Annotated in this window: 27 protein-coding genes and 2 pseudogenes; 19 read left to right on the forward strand and 10 right to left on the reverse strand. The window is 68.4% G+C overall.

Features of this window, described 5'->3' with window-relative positions; translation table 11 throughout:
* Positions 1 to 280 precede the first annotated feature (280 nt).
* Genes H5J31_RS17040 through asnB form a run of 7 tightly spaced genes read left to right on the forward strand, consistent with a single transcriptional unit; the run spans position 281 to position 7,873 of the window.
* Positions 281 to 1,642 carry a DUF6002 family protein gene (locus tag H5J31_RS17040; RefSeq protein ID WP_181773561.1) on the forward strand — a complete coding sequence of 454 codons (1,362 nt, stop codon included), beginning with the start codon at positions 281 to 283 and terminating at the stop codon, positions 1,640 to 1,642.
* Complete coding sequence (locus H5J31_RS40435; protein WP_181773562.1) at positions 1,642 to 2,799, forward strand: GNAT family N-acetyltransferase; 1,158 nt, start codon at positions 1,642 to 1,644, stop codon at positions 2,797 to 2,799. Before H5J31_RS17040 ends, H5J31_RS40435 begins: the two co-directional genes overlap by 1 nt.
* A complete protein-coding gene (locus H5J31_RS17050) occupies positions 2,796 to 3,323 on the forward strand; it encodes a thiamine pyrophosphate-binding protein (RefSeq protein WP_181773563.1) in 528 nt (175 codons plus the stop codon). Before H5J31_RS40435 ends, H5J31_RS17050 begins: the two co-directional genes overlap by 4 nt.
* Entirely contained in the window at positions 3,320 to 3,895 is a 576-nt protein-coding gene (locus tag H5J31_RS17055) for a thiamine pyrophosphate-dependent enzyme (protein WP_181773564.1), read from the forward strand. Before H5J31_RS17050 ends, H5J31_RS17055 begins: the two co-directional genes overlap by 4 nt.
* Positions 3,892 to 5,133, forward strand: a complete 1,242-nt coding sequence (locus tag H5J31_RS17060) for an MFS transporter (protein ID WP_181773565.1) — start codon at positions 3,892 to 3,894, stop codon at positions 5,131 to 5,133. The genes H5J31_RS17055 and H5J31_RS17060 overlap by 4 nt, the downstream gene beginning before the upstream one ends.
* A 1-nt stretch (position 5,134) precedes the next feature.
* Positions 5,135 to 6,040 carry an LLM class flavin-dependent oxidoreductase gene (locus H5J31_RS17065; protein WP_181773566.1) on the forward strand — a complete coding sequence of 302 codons (906 nt, stop codon included), beginning with the start codon at positions 5,135 to 5,137 and terminating at the stop codon, positions 6,038 to 6,040.
* A gap of 3 nt (positions 6,041 to 6,043) precedes the next feature.
* Entirely contained in the window at positions 6,044 to 7,873 is a 1,830-nt protein-coding gene (asnB, locus tag H5J31_RS17070) for an asparagine synthase (glutamine-hydrolyzing) (protein WP_181773567.1), read from the forward strand.
* A 477-nt stretch (positions 7,874 to 8,350) separates the two neighbouring features.
* Here asnB and H5J31_RS17075 read toward each other — a convergent pair whose 3' ends face one another.
* On the reverse strand, positions 8,351 to 9,007 hold the full coding sequence (locus H5J31_RS17075) for a response regulator (protein ID WP_181773568.1): 657 nt from the start codon (positions 9,005 to 9,007) through the stop codon (positions 8,351 to 8,353).
* Complete coding sequence (locus tag H5J31_RS17080; protein WP_181773569.1) at positions 9,004 to 10,146, reverse strand: sensor histidine kinase; 1,143 nt, start codon at positions 10,144 to 10,146, stop codon at positions 9,004 to 9,006. The genes H5J31_RS17075 and H5J31_RS17080 overlap by 4 nt, the downstream gene beginning before the upstream one ends.
* Positions 10,147 to 10,307: 161 nt before the next feature.
* Here H5J31_RS17080 and H5J31_RS17085 point away from each other — a divergent pair, with 161 nt between their 5' ends.
* Complete coding sequence (locus H5J31_RS17085) at positions 10,308 to 10,733, forward strand: DUF6326 family protein (RefSeq protein ID WP_181773570.1); 426 nt, start codon at positions 10,308 to 10,310, stop codon at positions 10,731 to 10,733.
* 119 nt (positions 10,734 to 10,852) lie between these two features.
* Here H5J31_RS17085 and H5J31_RS17090 read toward each other — a convergent pair whose 3' ends face one another.
* The 3 genes from H5J31_RS17090 to H5J31_RS17100 form a co-directional block, all read right to left on the reverse strand.
* Positions 10,853 to 11,206: a hypothetical protein gene (locus H5J31_RS17090; RefSeq protein WP_207898167.1), complete on the reverse strand. Its 354-nt coding sequence runs from the start codon at positions 11,204 to 11,206 to the stop codon at positions 10,853 to 10,855.
* Between the two features lie 290 nt (positions 11,207 to 11,496).
* Positions 11,497 to 13,332 (reverse strand): sensor histidine kinase, encoded by a 1,836-nt coding sequence (locus tag H5J31_RS40440; protein WP_181773572.1) that lies wholly within the window; start codon positions 13,330 to 13,332, stop codon positions 11,497 to 11,499.
* Positions 13,322 to 13,996 carry a response regulator transcription factor gene (locus tag H5J31_RS17100; RefSeq protein WP_181773573.1) on the reverse strand — a complete coding sequence of 225 codons (675 nt, stop codon included), beginning with the start codon at positions 13,994 to 13,996 and terminating at the stop codon, positions 13,322 to 13,324. The genes H5J31_RS40440 and H5J31_RS17100 overlap by 11 nt, the downstream gene beginning before the upstream one ends.
* 94 nt (positions 13,997 to 14,090) lie before the next feature.
* Here H5J31_RS17100 and H5J31_RS17105 point away from each other — a divergent pair, with 94 nt between their 5' ends.
* A complete protein-coding gene (locus tag H5J31_RS17105; RefSeq protein WP_181773574.1) occupies positions 14,091 to 15,449 on the forward strand; it encodes a DUF2079 domain-containing protein in 1,359 nt (452 codons plus the stop codon).
* 190 nt (positions 15,450 to 15,639) lie between these two features.
* Positions 15,640 to 15,807, forward strand: coding sequence for a hypothetical protein (locus H5J31_RS17110; protein ID WP_181773575.1), 168 nt, complete (start codon positions 15,640 to 15,642; stop codon positions 15,805 to 15,807).
* Between the two features lie 14 nt (positions 15,808 to 15,821).
* Here H5J31_RS17110 and H5J31_RS40235 read toward each other — a convergent pair whose 3' ends face one another.
* Positions 15,822 to 15,950, reverse strand: coding sequence for a hypothetical protein (locus H5J31_RS40235; RefSeq protein WP_268880214.1), 129 nt, complete (start codon positions 15,948 to 15,950; stop codon positions 15,822 to 15,824).
* A gap of 182 nt (positions 15,951 to 16,132) precedes the next feature.
* On the opposite strand from H5J31_RS40235, the gene H5J31_RS17115 reads away from it, so the two are divergent.
* Positions 16,133 to 16,330 carry a hypothetical protein gene (locus H5J31_RS17115; protein ID WP_181773576.1) on the forward strand — a complete coding sequence of 66 codons (198 nt, stop codon included), beginning with the start codon at positions 16,133 to 16,135 and terminating at the stop codon, positions 16,328 to 16,330.
* Between the two features lie 17 nt (positions 16,331 to 16,347).
* Positions 16,348 to 17,112 (forward strand): ESX secretion-associated protein EspG, encoded by a 765-nt coding sequence (locus tag H5J31_RS17120; RefSeq protein WP_207898168.1) that lies wholly within the window; start codon positions 16,348 to 16,350, stop codon positions 17,110 to 17,112.
* Between the two features lie 227 nt (positions 17,113 to 17,339).
* On the opposite strand, the gene H5J31_RS17125 is transcribed toward H5J31_RS17120, so the two are convergent.
* Entirely contained in the window at positions 17,340 to 18,536 is a 1,197-nt protein-coding gene (locus H5J31_RS17125; RefSeq protein ID WP_181773578.1) for a glycosyltransferase, read from the reverse strand.
* Positions 18,537 to 18,737: 201 nt separating this feature from the next.
* Positions 18,738 to 18,986 (reverse strand): hypothetical protein, encoded by a 249-nt coding sequence (locus H5J31_RS17130; RefSeq protein WP_181773579.1) that lies wholly within the window; start codon positions 18,984 to 18,986, stop codon positions 18,738 to 18,740.
* 164 nt (positions 18,987 to 19,150) lie between these two features.
* Between H5J31_RS17130 and H5J31_RS17135 the strand changes: the two genes are divergently transcribed.
* The 3 genes from H5J31_RS17135 (at position 19,151) to H5J31_RS17145 (ending at position 20,785) form a co-directional block, all read left to right on the forward strand.
* Positions 19,151 to 19,573, forward strand: coding sequence for a hypothetical protein (locus H5J31_RS17135; RefSeq protein ID WP_181773580.1), 423 nt, complete (start codon positions 19,151 to 19,153; stop codon positions 19,571 to 19,573).
* Positions 19,574 to 19,691: 118 nt separating this feature from the next.
* Positions 19,692 to 20,465 carry an endonuclease/exonuclease/phosphatase family protein gene (locus tag H5J31_RS17140; protein ID WP_181773581.1) on the forward strand — a complete coding sequence of 258 codons (774 nt, stop codon included), beginning with the start codon at positions 19,692 to 19,694 and terminating at the stop codon, positions 20,463 to 20,465.
* Between the two features lie 107 nt (positions 20,466 to 20,572).
* Positions 20,573 to 20,785, forward strand: coding sequence for a hypothetical protein (locus H5J31_RS17145; protein ID WP_181773582.1), 213 nt, complete (start codon positions 20,573 to 20,575; stop codon positions 20,783 to 20,785).
* A gap of 42 nt (positions 20,786 to 20,827) precedes the next feature.
* Here the strand turns inward: H5J31_RS17145 and H5J31_RS17150 are convergent, their stop codons facing one another.
* Both H5J31_RS17150 and H5J31_RS17155 read right to left on the reverse strand, forming a co-directional pair.
* Complete coding sequence (locus H5J31_RS17150; protein WP_181773583.1) at positions 20,828 to 21,577, reverse strand: SDR family NAD(P)-dependent oxidoreductase; 750 nt, start codon at positions 21,575 to 21,577, stop codon at positions 20,828 to 20,830.
* Complete coding sequence (locus H5J31_RS17155) at positions 21,574 to 22,008, reverse strand: nitroreductase/quinone reductase family protein (protein WP_181773584.1); 435 nt, start codon at positions 22,006 to 22,008, stop codon at positions 21,574 to 21,576. The genes H5J31_RS17150 and H5J31_RS17155 overlap by 4 nt, the downstream gene beginning before the upstream one ends.
* An 89-nt stretch (positions 22,009 to 22,097) precedes the next feature.
* On the opposite strand from H5J31_RS17155, the gene H5J31_RS17160 reads away from it, so the two are divergent.
* From H5J31_RS17160 to H5J31_RS40560, 4 genes and pseudogenes are all read left to right on the forward strand, one after another.
* Positions 22,098 to 22,655: a TetR family transcriptional regulator gene (locus H5J31_RS17160; protein ID WP_181773585.1), complete on the forward strand. Its 558-nt coding sequence runs from the start codon at positions 22,098 to 22,100 to the stop codon at positions 22,653 to 22,655.
* 381 nt (positions 22,656 to 23,036) lie between these two features.
* Positions 23,037 to 24,311: an amidase family protein gene (locus H5J31_RS17165; protein ID WP_181773586.1), complete on the forward strand. Its 1,275-nt coding sequence runs from the start codon at positions 23,037 to 23,039 to the stop codon at positions 24,309 to 24,311.
* A gap of 12 nt (positions 24,312 to 24,323) precedes the next feature.
* Positions 24,324 to 24,593, forward strand: a pseudogene (locus H5J31_RS17170) (helix-turn-helix domain-containing protein); the annotation flags it as partial.
* Between the two features lie 182 nt (positions 24,594 to 24,775).
* Positions 24,776 to 24,966: pseudogene (locus H5J31_RS40560) on the forward strand (hypothetical protein); the annotation flags it as partial.
* Positions 24,967 to 24,975: the final 9 nt, after the last annotated feature.

Consider the following 24,975-nt stretch of genomic DNA (forward strand, 5'->3'; position numbering starts at 1 on the left):
GTGCGGGAACCACTCCCCCCAGTTTCGTCCTCTCACTCGGGGTGAGCGCGCTCACGCTGAGACGCCATGCATCGGGGTCGAGGACACGGTTCGCGCCGTAGAACTTGCCGAGTTCGGCCCGACCGGCGGCTATGCGGATTTGCCGAGCCCCTGCTCTTGGGAAGGAGGCCTTCACGGCATCAGACCCCGACCGGACACCGCGCATTTTTGGAGACGCACGTGTCCACCTGGCGGGACGATGATTATCGGCACAGCTTATTGTCGAGCCGAGGGACGAGGCATGTCTGTCGCCTGGAATCAACCGACGACCGTCCCCCCGGCCGCGTTCTACGAGGGGATACGGCAGGCGATGGCCGTGGTCCGGAGGTCGCGTTCCGCGGTCGAGGGTTTCGAACCCGAGTTCGCCCTGCCGGATCTGACGCCTGAACTGACCGAATTCTTCTCGGTGGCGGAGCTCAGGTTCGCGGAACTCGGCGCCGCCGGCCCCGCACGGCTCGTGTTGCTCGATCTGATGGCGAATCCGGGGACCCGCACGGTCAAGACCCTGGCTTCACTGGTGATCGTGGCCAGGGCGCTCCGGCACATCGACCGGACCGGCGAACGGGTGACGATACTGACGCCCTCGTCGGCGAACAAGGCGACCGCGCTGCGCGACGCGGTGCTGCGCGCCTACCGGTACGGGCTGGCCCGGCCTGCCGACCTCCAGATCGTCACGCTGGTCCCCGACGCGGCCCGGCCAAAGCTGTGGGCCTCGACGCTGTCCGACGACGCCTGGCTGGCCGCGCGCAATCCGATGTGCGTGCTCGATCCCGAGCAGCCCTCGCACGTCAAGGAGATCGCCAAGCAGGCCCTGCGGAACAGCGCCCAGGAACTCTTCCGCACCAGCGGGGTTCGGCTGTGGCATACCCTCGATCTCGCCAACTACCAGGTCGCCGACACCGCCCGCGCGTTCGCTGAGCACGCCACCGCGCCCTTGCGCCCCGGGGTCACCAGGGCGCACGCGCATTCGGTGTCCAGTGCCTTCGGCCTGCTGGGCCACCACTTCGGGACGACGCTGCTGCCGGACGTCACGGAGACCTCGCAGTACTTCCTCGTGCAGCACTTGGCCACTCCGGACATGGTGCTGAGTCTGCACGGCATGACGCCGCCGGACTACCGCGCCGACCCCGGAACCGGTCTGTTCCACCAGGAAACGACACCGAGATACCCGCGGACGACGTTCGATCCCGCCGAGAACCTCGAAACGACGTTCTACACCCGCTCGCCCGCGACGTCGCCCGCCATGAACGAACTCATCCGGCGTCAGGGCGGCGGCGGGATCGTCGTGTCCCTGAACGAATGCCTCGGCCGCTACGCCGAGGTTCGCGCGCTGCTCGGCAACGCCGGGGTCACCCTGCCCGCGGATCCCCGGGTATTGCGTGAATGGTCGCTCGTGATGGCGATGACCGGGGTCCTCAACGCCATCGACCGGGGGCTGCTCGACGCCGACGAGGTCATCGTCCACGGCTCCGGTTCCTACAGCGCCACGGACTACCGGCCGCTACCGGACCACGCGGTGCGCACGGTCGCCGACGCCGCCGATCTCTCCGCGGTGATCGCCGAAGCCGTGAGACCGGTCAGCTCGATCACCAAGGCCGCCTGATGGCCTCCTCGCCCGCACTCGCCCGCCTGAAGTACCAGTGGACCGCAGGCACGGGAGTCTGGGCTCGCGGTCACCAACTGTGGGCCGGCCTGCCGGGCCGACGGTTCCCGTCGGTACTGTCCACCGTCCCCGACCGCTCGCTGTCCTTGGCCTACCAAGGGCTGCCGGGTGGCCTGACCTACATCTTGCCGTACCTGGCGGACCAACAGTCGTCACTGGCCGGACGAGTGTCCACAGTGGCCGGTCCGGCGGTCACCTGGCGGCGGCTGCGCCATGGCTCACCGGACGCCGACCTGGTCGCCCTCGGCTGCTCGCGACGACGGGCGCTCGACCTTCCCTCGGCACACTCGGTACTGCTCCCCTTCCGCGTGCACCAGCTGCTGGACATCGTCGGTGACGCCGAGGCCATGCACAAGACGGTGTCCGCCAACGAGCGGCGCCAGTTCGCGAAGCTGCGGCGGAAGTACGAATGGGCGACCGAGGTCGGCACCGGCGAAGAGGATCTCCGGTTCTTCTACGAGCGTATGCACCTGCCGACCATGGCTTCGAGGCACGGTGGAAGCGCCCGCAGTGTCGACCTCGACGTGGCGACGCACGAGATCTTCCACAAAGGACGGTTGTTGTTCGTGACCGAGGGCGAGAAACGGGTCGCCGGTGTCCTGGCCAGATTGGAGGACGGCGGCAAGGTCATGCGCATGCGGCTGCTCGGTGTGCTGGACGGGGACGAAACCCACTACCGCAGCGGCGCGGTGAAGGCCGTGTACTACCTGGCGATGGAATGGGCGGCGGGCAACCGGGTCTCGCGCATCGACTTCTCCAGCGCGGACCCCTACCCCGGCAAGGGTGTCTTCCAGTTCAAGCGCCGGTTCCATCCCACCCTGGTCCACGCCGAAAACCACTACCGCGACTATCGGGTGCATCTGCGGGCGACCAGGGACACGGCGCTGGTCCGCGATCTCCTGGTCGCCACCCCGATGCTCACGGTCGACGGCGCGGACCGGCTCGTCGCGGTCCACTTCTTCGACGGAACCCGGCCCGCCAAGGAGAACATCCGCGGCGACGGCCCTGGTGTCCACGCCACCCGCCTGGTCGACCTGGACGAGTTCCTGGCCGGACTGCCGGTCACTCCCCCTACCGAACGGACGACCCACCGATGACGACCACAGCTCATGCTCTCGAAGCCGTCGACGTCGCACACCAGCTGTGCCACGATCTGACAAGCACGGGGTTCGGCCCGTTCTTCGGTACGCCGTGCGGGATTCTCGCGCCGCTCTACCGTGCACTGGACGACCACGCCGGGCTCCTCACCGTCGCCAGGGAGGACAACGCGGTCGGCATCGCCGCGGGTGCCGTGCTCGCCGGCCGGCATCCGGTGGTGCTGATGCAGAACTCCGGCCTCGGCCAGTCGGTCAACGCGCTCGCGTCACTCGTCGAGCCCTACCGCCTTGGCATGCTGCTGATCATCAGCCTCCGAGGGGTGGATCCCGACCCGACGCAGGAGAACCTGGTGATGGGCAGGCTCACCGAGCCGTTGCTGGCGGGTCTCGGGGTCGCGACCACCACACTCGGGCGCGACCAGAACCTCGCGGAGTCGGTCGGCTGGGCCGCGGACGTCGTCCAGCGGCAGGGACGGACGGCCGCGCTGCTGGTGCCGCCGCCGCTCTTCGGGTGGCACGCATGAACAAGACCGAAGCCATCCAAGCGATCCTCGACGCGACCTCGGTCCAGCCGATCGTGTTCACCACCGGCTTTTCGTCCCGGATCGCCTGCGGACTCGACGACCGGGCGAACCACTTCTACATGACCGGTTCGATGGGCCTCGCGTCCTCGGTCGGGATCGGCATCGCGCAGGCGAGCGGGCTGGCGACCCTGGTGGTCGACGGCGACGGCGCCGTGCTGATGAACCCGGTCGGCCTGATCACCGCCGGGGCACACGATTCACTGCCGCTGGCGCACATCGTGCTCGACGACGGCCGGTATGCCTCGACGGGCGGCCAGGCCGTCCCGTCGCGGCCCGACCTCGGCGCGCTCGCCCGGGACTGTGGCTACCTGGAGGTCCACCGGGTCCACACCGTCGGCGAACTGTCGGAGCTGCTGTGCGGAGTGCTGGTCCGCTGCTCCTCGCCGGTGTTCATCCACTGCGTGCTGCTGGGTGCCGAGCCTCCGGTACCGCCGAGGGTGGAGGTCGATCTCGGCGACCATGCCGCCCGGTTCGGCGCCAAGATCCGAGAGTTGGCGAAGGAGCGAAGGTGACCAAGGTCAAGCAGGCCCCAGTCAGGCCGGGCTACACGACGCTGGCCTGGTGGCGGCGGCCGGTGGGCACGATCTACCTGGCCTCGCTGGTGCTGTCGGTCGGCAAAGGCGCGTGGTTCACCTGCTGGGCCCTGTTCTTCACCCAATCAGCGGGGCTGACGACGGCCCAGTTCGGCATCGGCATCACGGCCGCGGGCCTGGTCGGCATGTTCGCCGGCGGCCCGTTCGGGTACCTGGCCGACCGGGTGGGCGCACGTGAAGTCCTCTTCGGGCTACAGCTGGTCGAGGGCATCGCCATGCTCTGCTACCTGTTCGTGCGGGACTTCTGGCCGATCGCGCTGGTGACCTGCGTGATGGTCGCTTGCGAACGCGCGGCGCCGGGGATCCGGATCGCGGTGATCTCCGGTCTGACCACCGGCCAGGAGCGGCTCGAAAGCATCTCCACCACCCGGGTGATGACGCAGGCGGGGATCGTGGTCGGCGCCGGGTTCGGCGCGATCGTGCTGTCGATCGACACCCGGGCCGCCTATCTCGCGCTGATCGTGTTCTGCGGAATCGCGAACCTCGGGTGTGCGGCACTTCTGCGGCGGGTGCCGCATGTGTCTTCGCTGCGCGACCTCAAGATCAAGCGCGGGGTACTCGTACTGAAGGACCGGCCGTATCTGCTGATCACCTGTCTCAACGGGTTGCTGGCGCTGTGCTTCGGCATGCTGACCGCGGGCGTTCCACTGTGGATCGCCGCGCACACCGGGGCGCCGCCGTGGGTGATGGGGGTGCTCATCGGCTTCAACGCGGTGACGATCGTCCTGTTCCAGAACCGCGTTTCCCGGGCGGGCGCGACCGTGCGCGGCGCCGGGCGGCTGGGCCTGTGGGCCGGGATCCTGCTGACGGCGTCCTGTCTGGTCTTCGCGGCCAGCTACCACGCCACGGGCACCTTCGTCCTGATCGTGCTGATCGTCGCGGCCGCCATCCACGTCGCCGGCGAACTCTTCTTCATGGGCAGCGGCTTCGGGCTCTCGGTCGGGCTGACGCCACAGGACGCGCACGGCGAGTATCAGGGCCTGTTCAACACCGGTCAGGCGGCGGCGATCGCGCTCGCGCCGGGCATCATGACGGTCCTGCTGGTGGAGTGGGCCGTCACGGGCTGGTTCGTACTCGCCGTCGTCTTCCTGGTAGCGGGCGCCGGGACGAAGCTGGTGGGCGACTGGGCGCTGAGCAGGCGATCGGTGGAGGCCTGAAATGGCGGCCACCGCCCGGCTCGGCGTGCTCATCCTGCCGGAGCATCCCGGACGGAGCGTGCTCGAAGTATGGCGCCGGGCCGAGGGGCTCGGCTTCGCCCATGCCTGGGTCCCGGACCACCTGACCTGGCGGACTCCGCGCGACGAACCGTGGTTCGACGCACTGACGACGCTGACGGCCGCGGCGGCGGTGACGAACCGGATCGGGCTGGGCACGCTGGTCGCGTCGCCGAACTTCCGGCACCCGGTGCTGCTGGCCAAGCAGACGATGGCGGTGGACCAGCTCAGCGAGGGCCGGTTCGTGCTCGGCGTCGGCGCGGGCGCGAGGGACCTGGACAACACGGAACTCGGCGCGCCGGTTCCCTCCACAGTGGAGCGTGGTGAGCGGTTCGGCGAGTTCGTGAGACTGCTGGACCTCTTGCTGCGTAACCACTCGACGACCTTCCGCGGCCGGTACTACACCGCCGAAGACGTCAACCTCGCGCCCGGTTGTGTCCGGCGGCCCCGGTCTCCGCTGGCCATCGCCGCGGCGGGACCGCGCGGGACGCGGCTCGCCGCGGAACTCGGTGACATCTGGATCACCACCGGCGACGCGGCGCGACCGGGCTGGCGCACCGATGACGAAGCCTTCGCGACGTGGGCACGCCAACTGGACCGACTGGCCGCGGCCTGCGCGACATCGGGCCGGACGCCGCGCAGGCTCGTCCACCTCAGCCGCGTGACGGACGCCCCCTACGCCTCCCCGGACCGGCTGGCCGACGTCGTCGGACGCTGCGGCGAACTGGGGTTCACCGACGTCGTGGTGCCGTATCCACGGCAGAACGGAATCTTCGCCGGCGACCAGCGGGCGTTCGAGAAGGCAGTGCTGCCGCTGGTGTGCGGCGGCCCCCGGTGCGAAAGCGAGTGACTGATGTGCGGTTTCGTCGGATGGCTTGACTACTCCAGGGATCTACGCGCCGAACAGCGCGTCCTCGACGTGATGACCGATACGATGCGCGAGCGGGGCCCCGACGACCGCGGCACCTGGCTCGGCACCCATGCCGCGCTCGGGCATCGGCGGCTCGCGGTGATCGACGTCGCCGGTGGCGCCCAGCCGATGAAGGCGGAGCTGGGGCCGGATCGTGCGCCAGTCGTCCTCGCCTACGCGGGCGAAATCTACAACTTCCGCGAGCTGCGCACTCGGCTTTCCGCTCTGGGGCACACTTTCCGGACCGCGTCGGATACGGAAGTCCTGCTCCGTGCCTACCTCGAGTGGGGCGCCGGATGCGTCGAACGGTTCAACGGCATGTTCGCCTTCGCGGTGTGGGACTCGGTGCGCGACGAGATGGTGCTCGCCCGCGACCGGCTCGGCGTGAAGCCGCTGTACTACGCGCCGCAACCGTCCGGGGTGCTGTTCGCTTCGGAACCCAAGGGCATCATGGCGAATCCGGCCTACCGGGCGACGCTCTCCGCTGACGCGCTGCCGATTCTGCTGAATCCGCGGCTCGCCGTGCCCGGCCAGACCCCGCTGGACGGGCTGCGCGAGGTCAAGCCGGGCCACGTGGTCAAGATCGACCGGCGCGGCTGCCACGAGTACCCGTACTGGCGGCTGACGAGCCGGGAGCACCTGGACGACCTCGACACCACCGTCCACAATGTCCGCGAGCTGCTTGAGGACATTGTGGACCGTCAACTGGTCGCGGACGTTCCGCGCGCCACGATGCTGTCCGGCGGCCTGGACTCCAGCACGGTCACCGCACTGGCCGCGCGAAGCCTCAACCGGTCCGACGAAGGTCCCCTGTCGAGTTTCTCCGTCCGGTTCGAGGGCGAGGAGGACGATTTCCGCCCCACCGCGCTGCGGCCGGAGCGCGACGCGCCCTACGCGGCACTGGCGGCCAAACACCTCGGGACCGATCACCACGACGTCGTCATGGACACCGCGGCCGTCGAGCAGGCGATCCCGCTCAGCCGTCGCGCCCGCGACCTCCCCGGTCTCGGCCATTTCGACGCGTCGATGTACCTGATGTTCGCCGCGCTGCGCGAGCGTTCGACGGTCGCGCTGTCCGGCGAGGCGGCGGACGAGGTGTTCGGCGGTTATCCCTGGTTCCACGACGAGCAGACCGTCTGGCGCGACCGCTTCCCGTGGATGGGCGACGCACCCCGCCTCGCGGACTGCCTCAACCCGGACCTGCGGAAAGCCTTACGTCCAGCCGAATTCGAGGCGGACTGCTACTCCACCCTTCGCGCCCAGGTGCCACACGTGGCCGGGGAAAGCCGTCTCGACGCGCGCATGCGGGAGGTCCTGTTCTTCAGTCTCCACGGTCCGCTCGCGATGCTGCTCGACCGCAAGGACCGGATGAGCATGGCGGTCGGTCTGGAGGTCCGCGTACCGTTCTGCGACCACCGCCTGCTCGAGTACGTGTGGAACGTCCCCTGGTCGATGAAGACGGCCGACGGCCGCGAGAAGAGCCTCCTGCGGATGGCCGCCGCGGACCTCCTGCCCACCGAAGTCCTCACCCGTCCGAAGTCCGGCTACCCGGCCATGCACGCCCCCGCGCACGAGGCGGCGATCCGCGACACGGTGCTGGGTCTCCTCGACGACCCGGCCTCCCCGCTCGCCGGCCTGCTGGACCACCGGCGCGTCCGCGATCTGGCTGGTGGCCAGAGCGTGACGATGACCCATGTCAGCACCGCCCATCTGCTGATCCCCCTGCTGGAGGTCGACACCTGGATGCGCACCCACGCCCTTTCGATCGCGTAGTCCTTCCTAGCGAGGGGTAAGGCAAAGGTGGCGTGTTCGCGGCGGACCCGACCCGCCCAGGGTTCCGGCACCCCGCCGATCGATGCGCGTGAACAGGCTCCGGGCAAAGTCGGTGGGCTATCTGGCCAGAGGTCCACCTAGGGCGTGTTTCATAAGTCTGTTCGATGGGCTTCGTGATCCAGGTGGTTCCTGGCGGTGCGGGCGGATCGCCCTCGTACCGGGTCGTACTCGGGCGCATCCGCCCGTGCCGTCAGGGGCCGCCTGGGCGCGAAGACCGCGAACCCGACTTGTGAAACACGCCCTAGCGGCATGAGCGGACGTTCAGTCGTTGCATCGGCTCGTCACGAGGCCGATCAAGTCTCGGTGAGTTTCGGGTCGGAGGCCGCGACCAGTCCGTGGATGCCGGATCGATCCTTCGGAATCCGACAACGGGGCGCCGCCCGGCCACGATCCCGAGAGCTGGCAGCCGGGTTCGGTTCAGTCCCCCACCCGGCCGGTGTCGTACGCCCACATCGCGATCTCGACCCTGTTTCGGGCGCCGATCTTGGTCAGCAGGCTGGCGACGTGGGTCTTGGCTGTCGTCAAGCCGATGAACAGCTCGGCGGCGATCTCTGCGTTCGTGCGGCCGCGGGCGACCAGCGTCAGCACCTCCTCCTCGCGTTCGGTGAGCGGCTCGATCGGTTGGGTCCGTCGGCTCGACGGTTCCCTGCCGGCGAGCGTGGCGAGCAGCCGCCGGGTGATGTTCGGCGCGATCAGGGCATCGCCGACGGCGGCGGCATGGACGGCCTGGACGAGCAACTCCGTCCCGGCGTCCTTGAGCAGAAAGCCTCGGGCGCCTGCCCGGAGCGCGCCGTGGACGTACTCGTCGAGGTCGAACGTCGTGATCACCACTACCGCGATCGGGTCCGGGACGCCCCGCCCCGCGAGGAGCTTGGTCACCTGGATGCCGTCGAGCACGGGCATCTGGATGTCGACCAGGCACACGTCGGGGCGGAGCCTCTGCGCCAGCTCGACGGCGGCGTGGCCGTCGGCGGCTTGGCCGACGACCTCGATGCCGGGCTGCGCGTCAAGGATCATCGACAGGCCGGTGCGCACCAGATCTTGGTCGTCGGCCACCAGCACGCGAACCGTCATCGGCGTACCTTCGTCGGCAGTTCGGCGTCGACCGTCCACCCGCCCTCGGACGCCGGCCCGGCACGCAGCGTGCCGCCGAGAAGCTGCACGCGTTCGGTCATCCCCAGCAGCCCGAAGCCGTGGTTCACCGACCGCGCCGGGTCGATCTGCCCGTCGTCGGTCACGCGTAGTCGCAGCGTTCCCCCACCTTCCACGACCCGGATCTTCACACGCGAGGCGTCGCGGGCGTGCCGCAGGGCGTTGGTCAACGCTTCTTGCGCCAGCCGGTAGACCGCCGTGTCGACCTGGAGCGGAAGTTCGCCCAGGTCGTCTGGCAACTCCACGTCGATGACCGGGGCCGGGGCGCTTCGGGCGAGGGAAACCAGGTCGGCGACGCCGGGCTGGGAGGCGTACTCCGCCGGCGCTCCGTCGCGCAGCACCCGGACCATCGCCCGCATCTCCGCGAGGGTCCGCGAGGCTTCCCCCTCGATGACCGCCAGCGTCTCGAGCGCCGCCTCAGGTCGCTGCCCGGCCATCGCCCGGCCCGCCTGCGCCTGCACGGCGATCGCCGAGACGTGGTGGGCGACGATGTCGTGCAGCTCTCGCGCGAGGCCGATCCGCTCCTGGCTGCGGCTCTGGTCCAGCGTCCGGCGCCAGCTCTCGGCGCGGTAGCGGAACGCCGCTCCGCCCGCCGCCGCAGCAGCCAGGATGCCGATCCCGCCGATGACCTCGGCCGGCCCGATGTGGTCGGGGACCATGCCGGTTCCCGCGGCGACCGCCACCACCGCCAGCCCGATCACGATCTCGCGCCCTGAGCCCCAGCGAACCAGCGCGTAGACGAGTAAAAGGACGTAGATCATCGTGTCGAGGCCCACGCTCGGAACCCCGCCCAGCAGGCTCGCCAGTCCCAGCGCCATCGCGGTGCCGAAGGCCACCGCGACACAGGCCAGCGGGTGGGTACGCCGCCACAGCAGCACCGGCGCGAGTCCGACCGCCACGATCGTCGCGAACGGCCGCCAGGCGACGTCGTCTCGGAGGACGCCCTCGAGCAGCGCCGACACCATCAACACCCCGACCAGCACCCAGTCGCGTAACACCCGTTCGGGCGCTTCCGTGGCGCGGGGCTCGGCCCACAGCGAGCTCAGGGCGTTGGTGGTCACCGACCCAGCCTAGGGATCGCCGGGGCGTCTGGGACCGACCGAAAGAACGAGACGCCGGTCCTCCCGACGGGTGTCCCGGGTCCGGCCTCGATGCCGATGAGTCTGCCGCCGGGCTCAGCGATCGTGGGCCTACCAATCCTCACCCAACGACGGAGCCCACGTTGAGAACAAGTCAACCCAACACCACACTGGAAGACCCGCGGATCCCGGTGAAGGCCAAGCTCGCCGCAGCGTGGACAGGTGTCATGTTCCTGTACGCCTACGTGGACATTCTCGCCTTCTTCAAGCCCGGCGTCGTCACGGACATCCTGGCAGGCGTCGTCTTCGAGTTCGACATCAGCCAGCCGTTGTATGTCCTCTTCCTCACGCTCATGGCGATCCCGATCTTCATGATCGTGCTGTCGATGACGCTGCCCGCCAGGGCGAACCGCGTCACGAACCTCATCGTGGCCTCGGTACAGATCCCCTATGCGGCATTCAACGTGGTGGGCGGGTCCTGGACGTACTTCTACGGCCTTGGCGTCGCCCTGGAAGTGCTCCTTCTCGCCCTCATCCTGCGATACGCCTGGACCTGGCCCCGCACCTGATCAGTGAACACGATCCGATCCGGGCCGGTACCCGAGCGCCGCGACAAACAGAATGATCGACCACTACACGAATAGGAAGTCCCCGGCCTTGAGCGGCCGGGGACTCGCCTATCGGGGAATCAGCACTCGCCGCGCCAGCGGACATTGATCACGGTGCCGTGCATGTTCGAGGAGTAGTAGCCCGGACCAGGGTTGTTGTGCAGGCACATGGTGTAGGGCGCCCCGGTGGACGACAGGATCCAGGTCACGTCGACGTGGTCGCTGCCGGGAGAGTAGTAGCCGTTGTTGAACAGGTACTGCGCTCCCTCGATCGAGCCGGACCAGTTGCCCGCGGTCTTCAGCAGCAGCGGGCCGCCCGGGTAGTAGTCGTACACGCAGAAGTAGCCCTTTTCGCAGCCGGGCGGGTTCGGCTCGGCGGACGCGGCGGGCGCTGTCGCGACAATGGAGGCCGCGGCGGCAGAGGTTGCGACCACAGCTACGGTGCTTTTACGCATGATTGTTCCCCCAGTTCTTACGGAATCGAGCGAACCCTATCCTAGTTGTCCTTGACACGGATCTCCGGGTTCGGACAACCTCTCCGCAGGGCAGAGATAAGTGATCGCCCTGGCGAAATTCACGACGGAAGGTCGCACACGGGAAATCGGCGCGGCCATGGCCACAATCGCATCGTTTCCCGGGGCCAAGTGGTAAACCACAGTTCCCCGGCCACCGGCAGACCCTCCCGGTGCAAACGCTCGGCGCGCGTGATCGCCGCCGCGTCGCACTATTTCTGACAGGTTTTACCGGCCGACGAGCCATCCTCGCCCTTCCCGCTTTCCCGAGCACGGGGGAACGTAGCCGTGAAGACCGCGTGATCACCGGCCACGAGCGTGCCGCCGTGCCGGACGGCTATCTCCCGCGCGATCGCCAGGCCCAACCCGGCGCCACCGGCGTCGCTGTCACGTGATTCGTCGAGCCGGGTGAACCGGTCGAACACACGAATACGGTCGGCCTCGGGAATTCCCGGGCCGTCGTCGGCCACCTCGAGGACAGCAGTGTCCTCTGTGGACCGAGTGGTGACCGTCACGCGTGATACGGCGTGCCGGGTGGCGTTGTCGACCAGATTGCGCAGCAGGCGATCGAGTTGTTTGGCCTCCCCCATCACCGGCGCCGGGCCGTCGCACCGCACTTCGGCTCGTGCTCCGTAGGCCGCTGCCACCTCGGCCAAGTCGACCTGGCCACCGGACGACGGAAGCGCGGAATCCAGTCGTGCCAGCAAAAGCAGGTCCTCCGTGAGGTCCTGTAGCCGCTGGGTGTCGAGGACCGCGTCTCCGACGACGGCGGGCCAGTCCGCCTGTCCAGGATGGTCGGCCGCCACTTCGAGTACCGTGCGCAGGCCTGAGATCGGGCTGCGCAACTCGTGTGCGGCGTCCGCGATGAACTGCCGCTGCGCCTTCGCCGAACTCTCCAGCCTGTCGAGCATCTCGTTCAACGTCGTGGCCAGTCGCGCGACCGCGTCCCTTGTCGGCGGCTGCGAGACACGGCTCTCCCCTGCCTGGGAACCGATCTCCGACGCCTGCTCCCGGATCCGTCCCACCGGACGCAACGAACGGGTGGTGGCGAACCACGCCACGAAGCCGATCAGCACCACCGCGGCGAGCACACCGGGTATCAGCAGATCGTCCGTGGCCGCCGCGGGATTCTCCGGGAAGGCCCTGATCTCGAAGACGTAGATCGCGGCCGAACCGCCGGAGCCCGTGGGCACCTCACGCGACCATACGCCGGCCGGGTCGACGAATTCCGGGAGCAGGACCCGGAGCCGAGCGCTGGTGGCTTCGTCGACGTCGTAGGTGGCGTAGCGGTGCCAATCGACCGTCGTGGTGGGCCGGGGTTTCGGCAGGAACGGTCCACCGTTGGCCTCCTCCGCCGCGGCCATCCGGTCACTCGACTCCACCCGGCCGTCGCTGTGCACCACCTCGTAAAGGAAGACATCGGTATACCTGTTCACCACCGATGCGGGCTCGCCGAACGTGAGCGCCACGGACAGCGCGTCGTATGCTTGTAGCGCGGCGTTCGCCTCCGCGCCGACCCGCGCGTCGTACAGGTCGTTCACGGTGTCGCGGAGCCAGACGACACCCCCGACGAGCGGCCCCGACGCGATCAGCGCGGCGGCCAGCGCGGCACGGAGGGCGATCGACAGCCTGCCGATGCCCAGCTTCCGGACCGGTACGTCGATCCTGCGGTCCAGGGTGCCCGCGGTGATCTCCGCCGCCTGCCAGCGCATCCACTCGACCGGCCGGAGCGCACCGGCCGCCGACGCCCAGGCCACGAATCCGACCAGCGCGGCCGCGACGACGACACCGGGCCACAAGAACCAATCGACTTTGGCCAGAGACAAGGCTTCGCCCGCTATCGGGCCCTGGATCACGTCGGGCAACGGCTTACCCGCCCGGCCCGCCGCCTCCAGCGCGGCCTCGTAGGCCTCACCGCCCGCGGCCTTGGTCTTCTCGTAGCCGTCGTACATCTCGCCGATCCCGAGGCGCAGCCAGACCGCGCCGGCGGCGAACACGACGAGCGCGATCAGCCCGGCCGCGACCGCGATCCGCGCTTTAGTCGACACGGCCGACCAGCCGGTATCCCATGCCCCGCACCGTTTCGATGCTGTGCAGGCCGAACGGCTGGTCGATCTTGCGGCGTAAGGCGCTCAAGTGGACCTCGACCACGTTCACGTCACCTTCGTAGTGGGCGTCCCAGACGTTCCGCAGGATCTCGTCCTTGCTCAGCACCAGATTCGGGCGCCGGGCGAGACATTCCAGTACCGCGAACTCCCGCGCGGTCACGTTGATGAGCGTGTCCCCGCGCCGGACCGTACCCGCTCCCGGGTCCACCACGAGGTCGTCGACGGTCAACTTCGCCGGCGCGGCGTGCCCACGCCGGATCAGGGCGCGGATCCGGGCGATCAGCACGACGTAGGAGAAGGGTTTGGTGAGGTAGTCGTCCGCGCCGGTGTCCAGCCCTTCGGCTTCGTCGTACTCGCCGTCCTTGGCGGTGAGCATCAAGATCGGGGTGGTAAGCCCGCCGCGGCGCAACTCGGCACAAACCCGGTAGCCGTTCAACCGGGGAAGCATGATGTCCAGCACGATCGCCGAGTACGGGCGCTGCCCGGCCATCCAGACCGCGTCGGTCCCGTTGTAGGCGAGATCGACGGTGAAGGTGTTCGCTTCGAGGCCGCGCTTGAGCGCCGCCGCGAGCCGTCGCTCGTCCTCGACCACCAGAATCCGCATAGTCGCTCACCCAACCAGGTTCCGAGCCTCTTGCTGAAGCGATCTTCAGAGTGCTTCAGGAGACCTTCAGCCCACCGTTTCCAGGGTGGGCCGCATGCTGACCACTCACCCTCCCGCGACCACTGTCCGTGTCTGGCCGCTCGCTGCCGCCTTCTTCGTCCTGTACAGCCTGCTGTCGGTCTCCAACCACCTTCGGCTCGGCACGACCGGCTTCGACCTGGGGATCTTCGAGCAGATCGTCCGAGGGTACGCCGAGTTCCGCGCGCCGGTCTCGGAACTGAAAGGGCCCGGCTTCGTGATGCTGGGTGATCACTTCCATCCCATCCTGATCACGCTGGTGCCGCTGTACTGGATCTTCCCGAGCCCGATCACACTGCTGGCCGCGCAGGCCGGCCTGCTCGCGATCTCCGTCATCCCCGTGGCACGGACCGCGGCGCACCTGCTCGGGCGCGGACGAGGATTCCTGATCGGCGTCGCCTACGGCCTGTCGTGGGGTCTGCAGACCGCGGCGGACTTCGACTTCCATGAGGTCGTCTTCGCCGTGCCGATGATCGCTTTCGCCATCGAACGGCTGATCACTCGTGAGTGGACGGCCGCGGTCTACTGGGCCGCGCCGCTCCTCCTGGTCAAGGAAGACCTCCCGCTCACCTTCGCGGCTCTGGGTGTCTACCTCGTGGTCCAAGGGCAACGGCGGCTGGGCGTGGCGGTGGCGATGACCGGCGTCGGCGCTTTCGTGCTGATCGTCAAAGTCGTGATCCCGGCGATGAATCCCGCCGGCGAATACGGTTTCGCCGGTTATCTCGATCAAGACCTGGCCTTGGCCGGCTCCGGGGACAAGCTGCTCCTGATCGCCGCGATCTTCGCCCCGACGGCCTTCCTGGCACTCCTTTCGCCCGTGAGCGCGCTGGTGGTGCCCACGCTGCTGTGGCGTCTTGTGTCGACCAACCCGTCGCATTGGGCCATCGGCTTCCACTACAGCGCCGTCCTGATGCCCATCGTCCACCTCGCCATGATCCATGCCCTCGGCGACCGCGGCCTGGTTCTGCCGCCGCGAATCCGCCGGGCGGCGGTCACGGTGTTCGTGGTGTCCTCGTTGATCGGCGTCATCTGGCTGCCGCTGAACAAACTCGTCGACGCCGCCACCTGGCGGGCCGACGACCGGGTCGCCACGGCGCACCGCCTGATGGACGTGATCCCCGACGACGCCACCGTCGCCGCCTCGAACCACCTCGCACCCCAACTGACGAGCCGGACGACCGTCCAGCTGTATCCGGTCATCGCGCCACGGACGACGATCGACACGGAATGGGTCATCGCCGACACCCGTCTTCCCGGCTGGCCCGGCACCGCGGCCGAGCAGAGCCAGGACCTGCGACGGCTGCGTGAAACGGAATACCGCACCGTGACCGAGGAGGACGGTTTCGTGCTCCTGCGACGCAGACCCGCCGGCTGACCGCTCGTATTCGATATTCGTTCGGTGCACCACTTCTTGTCTGGGCCGGTTCACTTTCAGCCGGCTTTGTTCCGGTGGTTCGGTTTTTCACGGCCGGTGCTCACATCGCGCACCACAGCCGCCCCGTGGTCGAGGTCTTCGGCGAAGCTGGGCCTCGATTTCCACCAGTGCCCCGGTGTCACCTCAACGGATGACGGCCACCCAAAGCCTGCGCGCACGGACCAGTGTGAGACGTCGTCTCGCCTTCGTCGACGACCAGACCAGGTTTGTCGGCGGCGACATCGCCGGTGTTTCCGTCGATGTCGCCGCCATTGAGCTCACTGGTCAGCAGGTGATCCAGCTGCCCGGCCGTTCCTGACCAAGACGCATGGCTCAGCGCAGGTCGACCTCGATCCCGTGCTCGGCGAGCATGTTCAGGAGATCCTCCAGAGTGGTCGCCGGACGTGCCGAGCCACCGGCGGCGAACAGCGCATTGGAGATCGCGCTTCGCCTTGCCCCCACCAGCTCCTAATGGACGCTATCCGCGAGCTGAGGTTCTGCTTGAAATGGGTGACCCCCTTCGCCCGCCCCATACCGCCACCGCCCAGTCCGGGAATGTTATGCCCCGCTGAGATCTCCCCGTGAGCGGGCGAATGGTCGAGGATGGTGACTCCTGCCCTCTGCTCCCCGGCCCTAGGAGCCCGATGCTCATGGCGATCACCCGCAAGAACCGTCGCCTGCCGGCGTGGCCGGAGAACGTGCCGGAGACCGGATTGGGGCCGGACGTGCTCATGCTGTTGATGGTCGATCAAGCCCGGTTGCGGAACGCCGAGGCCGGTCAGCGGATCGTTCGCCCGGCCAGTCCACTCCCGGCGAACGGGCAGGCGGAAGGGGCGCCGTGATCGACAGCGTGGTGACGATGACGCTTCCCACCCTTCCCGCGCTGGTCTACGAGGTGCTTTGGGAACGGCTCGGCCTCGGGTCCATGCCATTCCCTCTCGTGGTGCACCGGCACGGCCGCGACGACGCGGAGCGGCGAGAGCGCCGAGCGGAAGCACACCGATGGCTGACGTCCAACAGCCTCGGAGACGCGGACAACCTCGACGGTGATCTGGTGCAGGCCCTGCGGGCGATGGACGACGCCGATTTCACGCTGTCCTTGCTCTACAGCGGCGCCGCAGAACAGGCGGCGGTCGGCTGCTTCCCCCAGCCCACCGGACGGGCATTGCGCGTGACGATGCGCAACGAGACGGTGGAGCTGGGCTGGATGAACGCGACGAGGATGGCGGAAGGCGTCTTGGAGGTAGTGCCCGGGGCCGATCCGGGTATCGGGCGCCCCGTCCGCGTCACCGAACTCGCCCTCGACCGGTCCGGCCTGATGTGGCGGCGGTCCGGGCGGCTCGGCGACGGGACACGATGCTTGATCGGCTACGGGGTGCACCGTGACGACGCCGAGCGGCTCTTGCGGGTCCTGGCGCGGGCGAGCGCGATCGGCCAGGTGAGTGCGGCGCGATCGGGAGCGGCCGGGAACGTCCTGACGGCCATCCGCCCGCTCTCCTTCGTGGACACCGACGGTGGCCGGTATCTCGTCGTGCGGAGCTACGGATCGGTCACGCTCTTGCCCGCCGACAGCGTGACGTTGGCGGCCCGGATCAGCGGGCTCGCACACGACGACTTCTTTTAGCCGGCGACGACTTTAAGAGTCCACTCACGATTCCAGTCACACAGCGGGAATCCGGCTCGACCATCCACGGCACCTGCTGAGGCGACTGCGACAGCGTCCTGGGCGTGCTGAGGGCATGAAGTCGTCGAGGTCCGAGCGCGGTTCCATCTGTGGTGGTGCTGGTTGGTTTGCTTCTGGCGGTGACGTCCCGCGACCGTGACGGCAAGCACTCGGACATGACGACAAGCTCAGTCGAGCAGCAGCTTCGCGGCCACAGTGGCGCCATCGGCTCGGATCGTGCCCGCCACGGCACGCGCGCGCTCGCCGGTCTCGACGGCCAAGGCCTTCTCGAGCGCGGACGACAGGGATTCGGTCGTCGGCACCGGACCGTCGTGGGCCACGCCGATCCCCAGCTCCGCCACCCGGCCCGCCCAGTACGGCTGGTCCGCCGCCTGCGGGACGACCACCTGCGGCGCACCGGATCGGGTGGCCGTCAACGTGGTGCCGGCCCCGCCGTGATGGACGGTGGCGGCGACCCGGGAGAACAACGCGAACTGGTTCACCTCGCCGACGACGAAGCAGTCGTCCCGATCGTCGATCAGGGCGAGGTCCGCCCAGCCCCGGCCCAGGACGATGCGGCGGCCCTGTTCGCGGGCCACTTCGATGGCCACCTGGGCGACATCGGCCGCGGCGTGCATCGGCATGCTGCCGAAGCCCACGTAGACCGGCGGTGGGCCGTCGTCCAGGAAAGCCGTCAGATCGGCGGGCAGGGGGCGCTCGTCCGGCATGATCCAAGCGCCGGTCTGGACGACGTCGAAATACGACGGTTCCCGCCACGGGTCCAGAACAGGATCCGTGGCCAGCCACGGCCGGTCGCCGATGACGTAGTCACGGACGCCGTCCACCGGTGGCAGGCCCTCGGCCACCCGGCTCGTGTTGAGCGCGTCCCCGAACAACTCCTCGATGGTCCGCGCGTCCAGGTCCCACAGGTCCCGGTTGCCGGTGACCTCCGGCGGGAACGGCTTGCCGCGGTACGCCAGCGGTTCGTGGTGCGGCGAAGGCAGGGTGAGCTGCTGGAAGGTCACCGACACCGCTTTGACGGCCAGCTTCTCGGCCACCGACAGCGCGCCCGCCGCGGCGGGGAGCATGCCGGTCACCACCATCGCGTCGCAGCCTTCGGCGGCCTTGGTGATCGCCTCGAACTGGTCGGCGATCAGGGCGGCCGCGTACTCGGGAATAGCCGACGCCGGAGGCGCCGCCGCCGTCAGCGCACTCGCCGACGGACCGACCGGAACCATCGGCACCCCGATTCCGGCCAGCAGGCTCGCGAAATCGGGCGGCGCGCACACCCGCACCTCGGCGCCGAGCTCCCGCACCCGCGTCGCGAGTCCCATGATCGGTTCGACATCCCCACGTGACCCATAGGTCGACAACAGCACACGCACTCTGGAAACTCCCCGTTTTCCGCAGGTTCCGGCTTCGGCAGGTGAGTCTGCGTCATCACCGGGGTCTTGCCGCAAGCCCCAGGGCACGCTATAAGTTGACAAGGGAAGGAGTGAGCGCGCCTTCTTCCACTCGCATCCGGGCAAGGTCTACGCCGACCCGTCAACCACGTCACTTCACTGCCCAGAATTTCCGACGGTCGGCTATGCCTGGTTCACTCGGCTGGCCGGGTCTGAAGGATTGGGGTCGCGTACTCGATCGATGACCAAGAAATCCGGGAGTTCAAGCCCCTGGTGTTCCGTGAACAGAAAGGTGCCACCGCGCACATCCGGATCCCAATCGGCAGCCAGCGCTTGTTCGATGAGTCGTCGAATGTCAACAGCGCTCGGGTACGACCCATCCGTCTCGGCGGGGTCCCATCCCATCCCGCTGTCTTTGGAAAGCAGGTCCACCGGCTTCACTGTCAAGAAACAGCAATTTTGCCGACGAACTTATTGCTCGAGATCGTCGACTGTGGGTCGAACGAACCCTTGCCACCGTATGCGAACCAGCTACGTTTATGGATGTCGTACCGCATTTACTTCAAGTGAAACACTTACAGGTGAGGCGAGCAGCGATGTCTGATCGAAAAGCATTACATCCGGTCCGGAAAACATCGAACCTGCGGCGCTGGGGAGTCGTACTGGCGGTGACCGCGGGCGCATTGCCGGCCATGGCGGGGATGGCGCAGGCCGCCGCGTTCGTACCCATTCCCTCCGGCTACGTGTACAACCCGGACCTCGGCGCATGGCACGACTACTGCACCAATTCACCGGACAAGCCCGTGGTACCGCCCTGGGGTCAGGTGGACTTCCGCGGCCCGTGCGCGAACCACGACCTGTGCGAGGAAGGCGGCGGCAAGAACACGTTGCGCTGCGACGACCTCTTCTTCCGGCTGATGCACCAACAGTGCGACCACACCTTCGGCACCGGCCCGGCGCGGGGCCCGTGCGACTTCATCGCGGACACCTACTACAACGTGGTTCGCAACACCGGCTGACCTCGATCCGCCCCTCAGCTTCAAGCTGCTGGAGTTCGGGTTCGCCGAGCCGAGCCGCTCATGGGCCGAACATCGCGGGCGGTTGTGTCCGGGCCGGGTCGTCTGCTTGTGTCAGGTGATGAATCGCCTGCCCACCTCGCTGAAGGCACTCGGGCTCTTGGTCGTGCTCTCGGCAGCGGCCTGCACGGGGGCGACGAACGCGGGGACGACGATCACCGTGCTCCAGCTCAACATCTGCCACGGTGGCATGGCCGGCTGCTACCGAGGCGACGCGGTGCTGGCCAAAGCCGTCGAGGTGATCGAGTCGAGTAAGCCGCAGGTGCTCTCGGTGAACGAGGCGTGTTCGGGCGACGTCGACCGGCTGCGGCAGGCGTTAGGCCCCGCGCGGGCACTGTTCGTCGCGGCACGCGACCTCGACGGCACACCCACCCTTTGCCGTGACGGCGTCCAGCAGTACGGCAACATCATCATGGTCACCACCACTTTCGCCGGCACAGGCGAAGAATCCGGCACCTACGCCGCCCAGTACACGGCCGCGGACGGCCACCGGGAACTGCGGTCCTGGGCCTGCCTGCACGCCGCCGAACTCAGCGCCTGCACCACGCATCTGTCGTCCGACAACGCGCCGACCGCGCTCGCGCAATGCCAGGACCTGATGAACCGGGTGGCCGGCTACCCACGACCGGTCGTCGTCGCCGGCGACTTCAACTTGAAGGACCAGGGCGTCCCCAGCATGCGGGACTGCGACCCTGCCGGATTCTCCCGCCGAAGCGACGGCAGCGTCCAACATCTGTACGCCAGCGACGACCTGTCCTTCGACCAGAGCACGTCGATCGACATGGCCGGCACCACCGACCACCCGGGCCGGCTTGCGACCCTGACCGACCCATGACCCCGCCGGACCGCGGTGCGCACAGGTCACCGGATCGTGTAGTCGATCGTCACGACGGACTACACGAAGATCAGGACCTCGACCGCTCGCGTACCGAAAGGCCTTTCGTGCCCACACTCAAGAAGATTTCCGTCGCCGTACTGGTCGCCGGAGCCATGTTCGCGGCTGAACCCGCCGCACGAGCCGACACCTCGCGGGATGGCCACACCTCTGCCGATGACCTGCCGCTCGCCGGCGGGTTGCTGGTCAGGGGCGTCGATCTCAACGAGATCGTGTTCGGCCTCGGCCTCCAGGGCGTCCTCGGCACGCCGCCGAAGTAGGCGTTCACCGACCTCAGGTGCCGGACGCGATCGGTCTCCGGGTCAGAGCAGGGCACCCCCGGAGACCTCGACGCGCTCGGCGGTCAACCAGCGGAGGTCGTCGGAGACCATCGCGGCGATCGCGTCTCCGATCTCCTCCGGTTGCCCGACCCGGCCCAGGGCCGTCTGCGCGGCGAGGGTGTACCGCAGCTCCGGGTCGTCCCGCATGGCGCCTCCGTTGAAGTCGGTGGCGGTGGGACCCGGCGCGATCGAGTTGACCCGGATACCGCGTGCGCCGAGCTCGGAGGCGAGGCTGCGGGAAAGCGCTTCGACCGCGGCCTTCGAGGCCGCGTACACCGATGTGCCGGGACTTACGTGACGGGTGAGAGAGGTCGAGACGTTGACGATCCGGCCACCGTCGGACAGGTGAGGCGCCAGCGCTTGCGTGAGGAAGAACGTCCCACGGAAGTTGGTGCCCACCAGCGCGTCGAAGTCCTCCACCGTCACGTTTTCCAGCGTGCCGAACAGACCGATTCCGGCGTTGTTGACCAGGACGTCGAGGGTCTCCCCACCCCAGCGGGCCCGGATCTCGCGCTTCAGGTCCGCCGCGAAGGTAGTGAACGAAGCAACGTCGCTGATGTCGAGACGCAGCGAGAGGGCGTCGCCACCCGACTCCCTGATCGCGCGTTCGGCTTCGGCCGCGCCATCCTTGTCCTCGCGGTAGGTCACCACGACCTGGAACCCACGGCGCGCGAGCGCGAGCGCGGTGGTTCGGCCGAGTCCCCTGTTCGCTCCTGTGACCAAGGCGATCATCGGTTCGTTCCTTTCTCGAGGTCTTCGAAGTCGACGCGGACGAGCGGGCTGCCCGCCAGCCATTCGGCCAGCGGCTGGACCGGTTGCGGGATGCCCGCGGGATTGCGCGGCTGGTTCAGGTCGGCGATGACGGCGCGGAAGACGGCCTCGCGTTCGCCTGGTTCGCGGACCGGTGTGCCGACGGCGGCCAGATCGGCCCGCACACCGTGCTTGAGGTGGAACGTGAACGCGGGGTTCGCGAGGATGTTCGCGTACCAGCTCCGACGGGCGGGCTGCGTGGTCAGGTAGATCCGGCCGTCCGCCCGGTAGAACCACACCTCGATGCGCCGTGGCCGCCCGGTGCGGGCGCCGGTGGTCGTGATGTCGATCGTGCGCTCGCGCGCCGACGACGCCGGCGTGATCGCCAGGGCCCGCTCGATCACGGCATCCATACACCCTCCAAGTAAGTAAGTACTTATTTACTTGTATAGTAGGGACACCCCGATGGGCTGTCAAACGCCCCGACGAGCCAGGAGAGCCGATGCCCGTACGCGACGCCCAGGCGACCAAGGCAAGGATCCTGCAGGTCGCCGTCGCCGAGTTCGCCGAGCACGGCCACGCCGGCGGCCGCATCGAACGGATCGCCCGGGAAGCCGGGACCAACGTCCGGATGATCTACGCCTACTTCGGGAACAAGGACGGACTCTTCGACGCCGCGCTCACCAACGCGATCCAAGCGATGGCGGCCAAGGTCCCTCCTCGCCCCGAGGACCTGCCCGGCTGGGCGGGTGAACTGTTCGACTATCACCGGCGCGAGCCCTCGGCACTGCGGATCAACCTCTGGGCGCAACTCGAACGCCCCCAGGCCGCGTCCGAACCCCTGGAGACCTACCTCGCGAAGACCACCGCCGTATCCAACGGAGACAGCGCGCCCCTCACCGCCGTCGACCTGCTCACGTTCATCTACGCCATCGCCCAGGCCTGGTCCCTGACCCCCACCGGCCTGCTCAAGGCGGACGGTTCAGACCCCGAAGATCCCGTCAGGATCGCCGCGCACCGGGAATCCGTCGTCGCCGCCGTCACCCGCATCGTCCGCTAGTCCACAGTGGATCGCGAGTGATCAGCGGGATTCCTGCGCTCCCTCGCGAATTCACAAATGGGTCCATACCAGTGTGACCACCGTGTGTCTGGCAGCTCCGCCGCGGCCGGCGGGACGGCGCCCGAACGCGCCGGAATCGTTCCACACCTCAACGCGGAGGAGAGACGACAAAGAGAATTCCCATGCTGCTCAACGGTGTCTGTACTGGCCTACTGGGCTTCGAACGTCCCGCCGTGGGCAGCGCCTACGTCTTGTCTCCGAAGGCCGAATACAGGGGCAGGTCGGCATCGGCCTCGGTGGAGGCAAGGCTTGTTCGGAAGGTCAGTGCTCCGCGGCCTTTGTCACGCTAGGCTGGCCGCCCACGATCTGGAGGACGTGCCGGTGAAGGTGACTCGAAGTGCCGCCGAATGCCGCACCCGGGCGGAAGAGGTCCGGGACCTCCACGCGATCAGCCACCTCGCGCCGGAGCCGATCGGGCCGCAGACCGGTTTTCCGGTGGTCGTCAAGGACAACATCCACGTCGCGGGTATGCCGAACGCCGCGGGCACCCCGGCGCTGGCGCACCACGTTCCGCGAGAGCACGCGGGCGTGGTCCGGCGCCTGCTCGACGCGGGCGCCACCGTCATCGGCAAAGCGGCCATGCACGAACTCGCGTTCGGCATCACCTGCGACACGACTCCCCTGGGGCCGGTGCGCAACGCCCGCGACCCGTCCCGCTTCGCCGGGGGCAGCAGCGGCGGAACCGCCGTGGCCGTCGCGGCGGGCATCGTCCCGGCGGGCCTCGGCACCGACACCGGGGGTTCGGTACGCGTGCCCGCCGCGCTCAACGGGGTCTGTGGTTTCCGGCCCACCACGGGCCGCTACCCGTCCGACGGCATCACGCCGTTGAGCAGCACCCGGGACACGGTGGGGCCGATCGCCCGCACGATCACCGATCTCGCGTTCCTCGACGCGGCCCTCGCGGCGGAGGAACCGGAACCCCTGCGCGAACTCCCGACGATCCGGCTGGGCGTGCCGCACGGTTTCCTGACCGGCGACCTTGCCGACGACGTGGAAGAACTGTGGACGACCGCGCTGACCCGCCTGCGCGCGGCCGGGGTCACTCTGGTTCCGGTCGACGACACACCCCTCGCCGAACTCGTCACCGATCAGGGCATGCCGCTGGTGATCCACGAAGCCGGCACCGGGTTGCGGGCGTACCTCGCCGAGTACGTACCCGAAGTTTCGTTCGAGCGACTCGTCGACGAAGTGGCCGCGGCCGACGTCCGGGCGATCTTCGCCGAGTCGGTCGTCCCAGGCGTCGAGCCGGCCGTCTACGAGGCCGCCCTCGCCAACCGAACGGCCTTACGCCACGCCTACGCGAAGCTGTTTGCCGAGACCGGCATCGACGCACTGGGATTCCCCACCACCCCGGCGACGGCCCAGGACTTCTCCGCCGTCGAAAAGTTCCTCCACCGTGGGCGCGCGGTCCCGACCTTTCCGACCTTCATCCGAAACTGCCAGCCCGGCAGCATCGCGGGTGTTCCCGGCTTGACCGTCCCGATGGGACACGGCCCCGGCGGCCTGCCCGCCGGGCTGGCCCTCGACGGCGCCGTCGGCGGTGACCGGAAACTGTTGGCGGCCGGTGCTTTCGTCGAGCGGGTCCTGACGGACTAGGCAGAGCACCACGCGCTCCGGTGCCGCCGGTCGCTGAGGCGGTGTGATCCGGAGATGCCCCGGCGCGGTCGCAAAGGCTACGGGGAAACGCTGTCCCCCAGAGAACTCGAGGTCGCCCGGCTCGCCGCGCAGAACCTCACCAACCGCGAAATCGGCGAGCGGCTCTTCCTGTCCCCGCGCACGGTCGAGATCCACATCGGACGGGCACTGCGCAAACTGGGACTGCCCTCACGCACAGTCCTGACCGAGGATCTGCTTCGCGATGGATCCCGGACGGCTTGACCATCCTTCAGCTATCACCGTCGCAGGCAAAACCGTGATACGGATCTTGCCGTGCCGCCACCGAACCCAGGACTTCGGCTGGAGCCACAAAGCTGGCGACACGACACTCGCTCGCCGCACATAACCCCGGCCGATCAGACAAGACGCCACTGAGAACACGCAGGGTTCGACGGGCATCCGTCGAGGGTTCCGGCAGGCTCGTGCTGATGCGCGAGGACGACGCGATCGCGCAGGGCAAGCGGATCTACACCTCCAACCGTGGCTGGGGCGTCTCGTCCGACGGCAAGGGCGGCATCGGGGCATGGCACCGGGACCGCGCTAGGCGACGCCACCGAGTCGAGGCGCTCTCCACCGCCCCCGCGACGCCGATCCCGGACCATGA

This window comes from Amycolatopsis pittospori, assembly GCF_013870525.1.
Taxonomy (GTDB): domain Bacteria; phylum Actinomycetota; class Actinomycetes; order Mycobacteriales; family Pseudonocardiaceae; genus Amycolatopsis; species Amycolatopsis pittospori.

What these genes read in the sequence shown, in the direction of transcription:
- H5J31_RS17120 (WP_207898168.1), top strand. Translation starts at nt 16,348, where the DNA reads ATGACGCTTCCCACCCTTCCCGCGCTGGTCTACGAGGTGCTTTGGGAA.
- H5J31_RS17140 (WP_181773581.1), top strand. Translation starts at nt 19,692, where the DNA reads ATGAATCGCCTGCCCACCTCGCTGAAGGCACTCGGGCTCTTGGTCGTG.
- H5J31_RS17150 (WP_181773583.1), bottom strand. Translation starts at nt 21,577, where the DNA reads ATGATCGCCTTGGTCACAGGAGCGAACAGGGGACTCGGCCGAACCACC.
- asnB (WP_181773567.1), top strand. Translation starts at nt 6,044, where the DNA reads ATGTGCGGTTTCGTCGGATGGCTTGACTACTCCAGGGATCTACGCGCC.
- H5J31_RS17115 (WP_181773576.1), top strand. Translation starts at nt 16,133, where the DNA reads ATGCTCATGGCGATCACCCGCAAGAACCGTCGCCTGCCGGCGTGGCCG.
- H5J31_RS17055 (WP_181773564.1), top strand. Translation starts at nt 3,320, where the DNA reads ATGAACAAGACCGAAGCCATCCAAGCGATCCTCGACGCGACCTCGGTC.
- H5J31_RS17075 (WP_181773568.1), bottom strand. Translation starts at nt 9,007, where the DNA reads ATGACGGTTCGCGTGCTGGTGGCCGACGACCAAGATCTGGTGCGCACC.
- H5J31_RS17155 (WP_181773584.1), bottom strand. Translation starts at nt 22,008, where the DNA reads ATGGATGCCGTGATCGAGCGGGCCCTGGCGATCACGCCGGCGTCGTCG.
- H5J31_RS17050 (WP_181773563.1), top strand. Translation starts at nt 2,796, where the DNA reads ATGACGACCACAGCTCATGCTCTCGAAGCCGTCGACGTCGCACACCAG.
- H5J31_RS17065 (WP_181773566.1), top strand. Translation starts at nt 5,135, where the DNA reads ATGGCGGCCACCGCCCGGCTCGGCGTGCTCATCCTGCCGGAGCATCCC.
- H5J31_RS17105 (WP_181773574.1), top strand. Translation starts at nt 14,091, where the DNA reads ATGCTGACCACTCACCCTCCCGCGACCACTGTCCGTGTCTGGCCGCTC.
- H5J31_RS40435 (WP_181773562.1), top strand. Translation starts at nt 1,642, where the DNA reads ATGGCCTCCTCGCCCGCACTCGCCCGCCTGAAGTACCAGTGGACCGCA.
- H5J31_RS17160 (WP_181773585.1), top strand. Translation starts at nt 22,098, where the DNA reads ATGCCCGTACGCGACGCCCAGGCGACCAAGGCAAGGATCCTGCAGGTC.
- H5J31_RS17110 (WP_181773575.1), top strand. Translation starts at nt 15,640, where the DNA reads ATGACGGCCACCCAAAGCCTGCGCGCACGGACCAGTGTGAGACGTCGT.
- H5J31_RS17100 (WP_181773573.1), bottom strand. Translation starts at nt 13,996, where the DNA reads ATGCGGATTCTGGTGGTCGAGGACGAGCGACGGCTCGCGGCGGCGCTC.
- H5J31_RS17135 (WP_181773580.1), top strand. Translation starts at nt 19,151, where the DNA reads ATGTCTGATCGAAAAGCATTACATCCGGTCCGGAAAACATCGAACCTG.
- H5J31_RS17040 (WP_181773561.1), top strand. Translation starts at nt 281, where the DNA reads ATGTCTGTCGCCTGGAATCAACCGACGACCGTCCCCCCGGCCGCGTTC.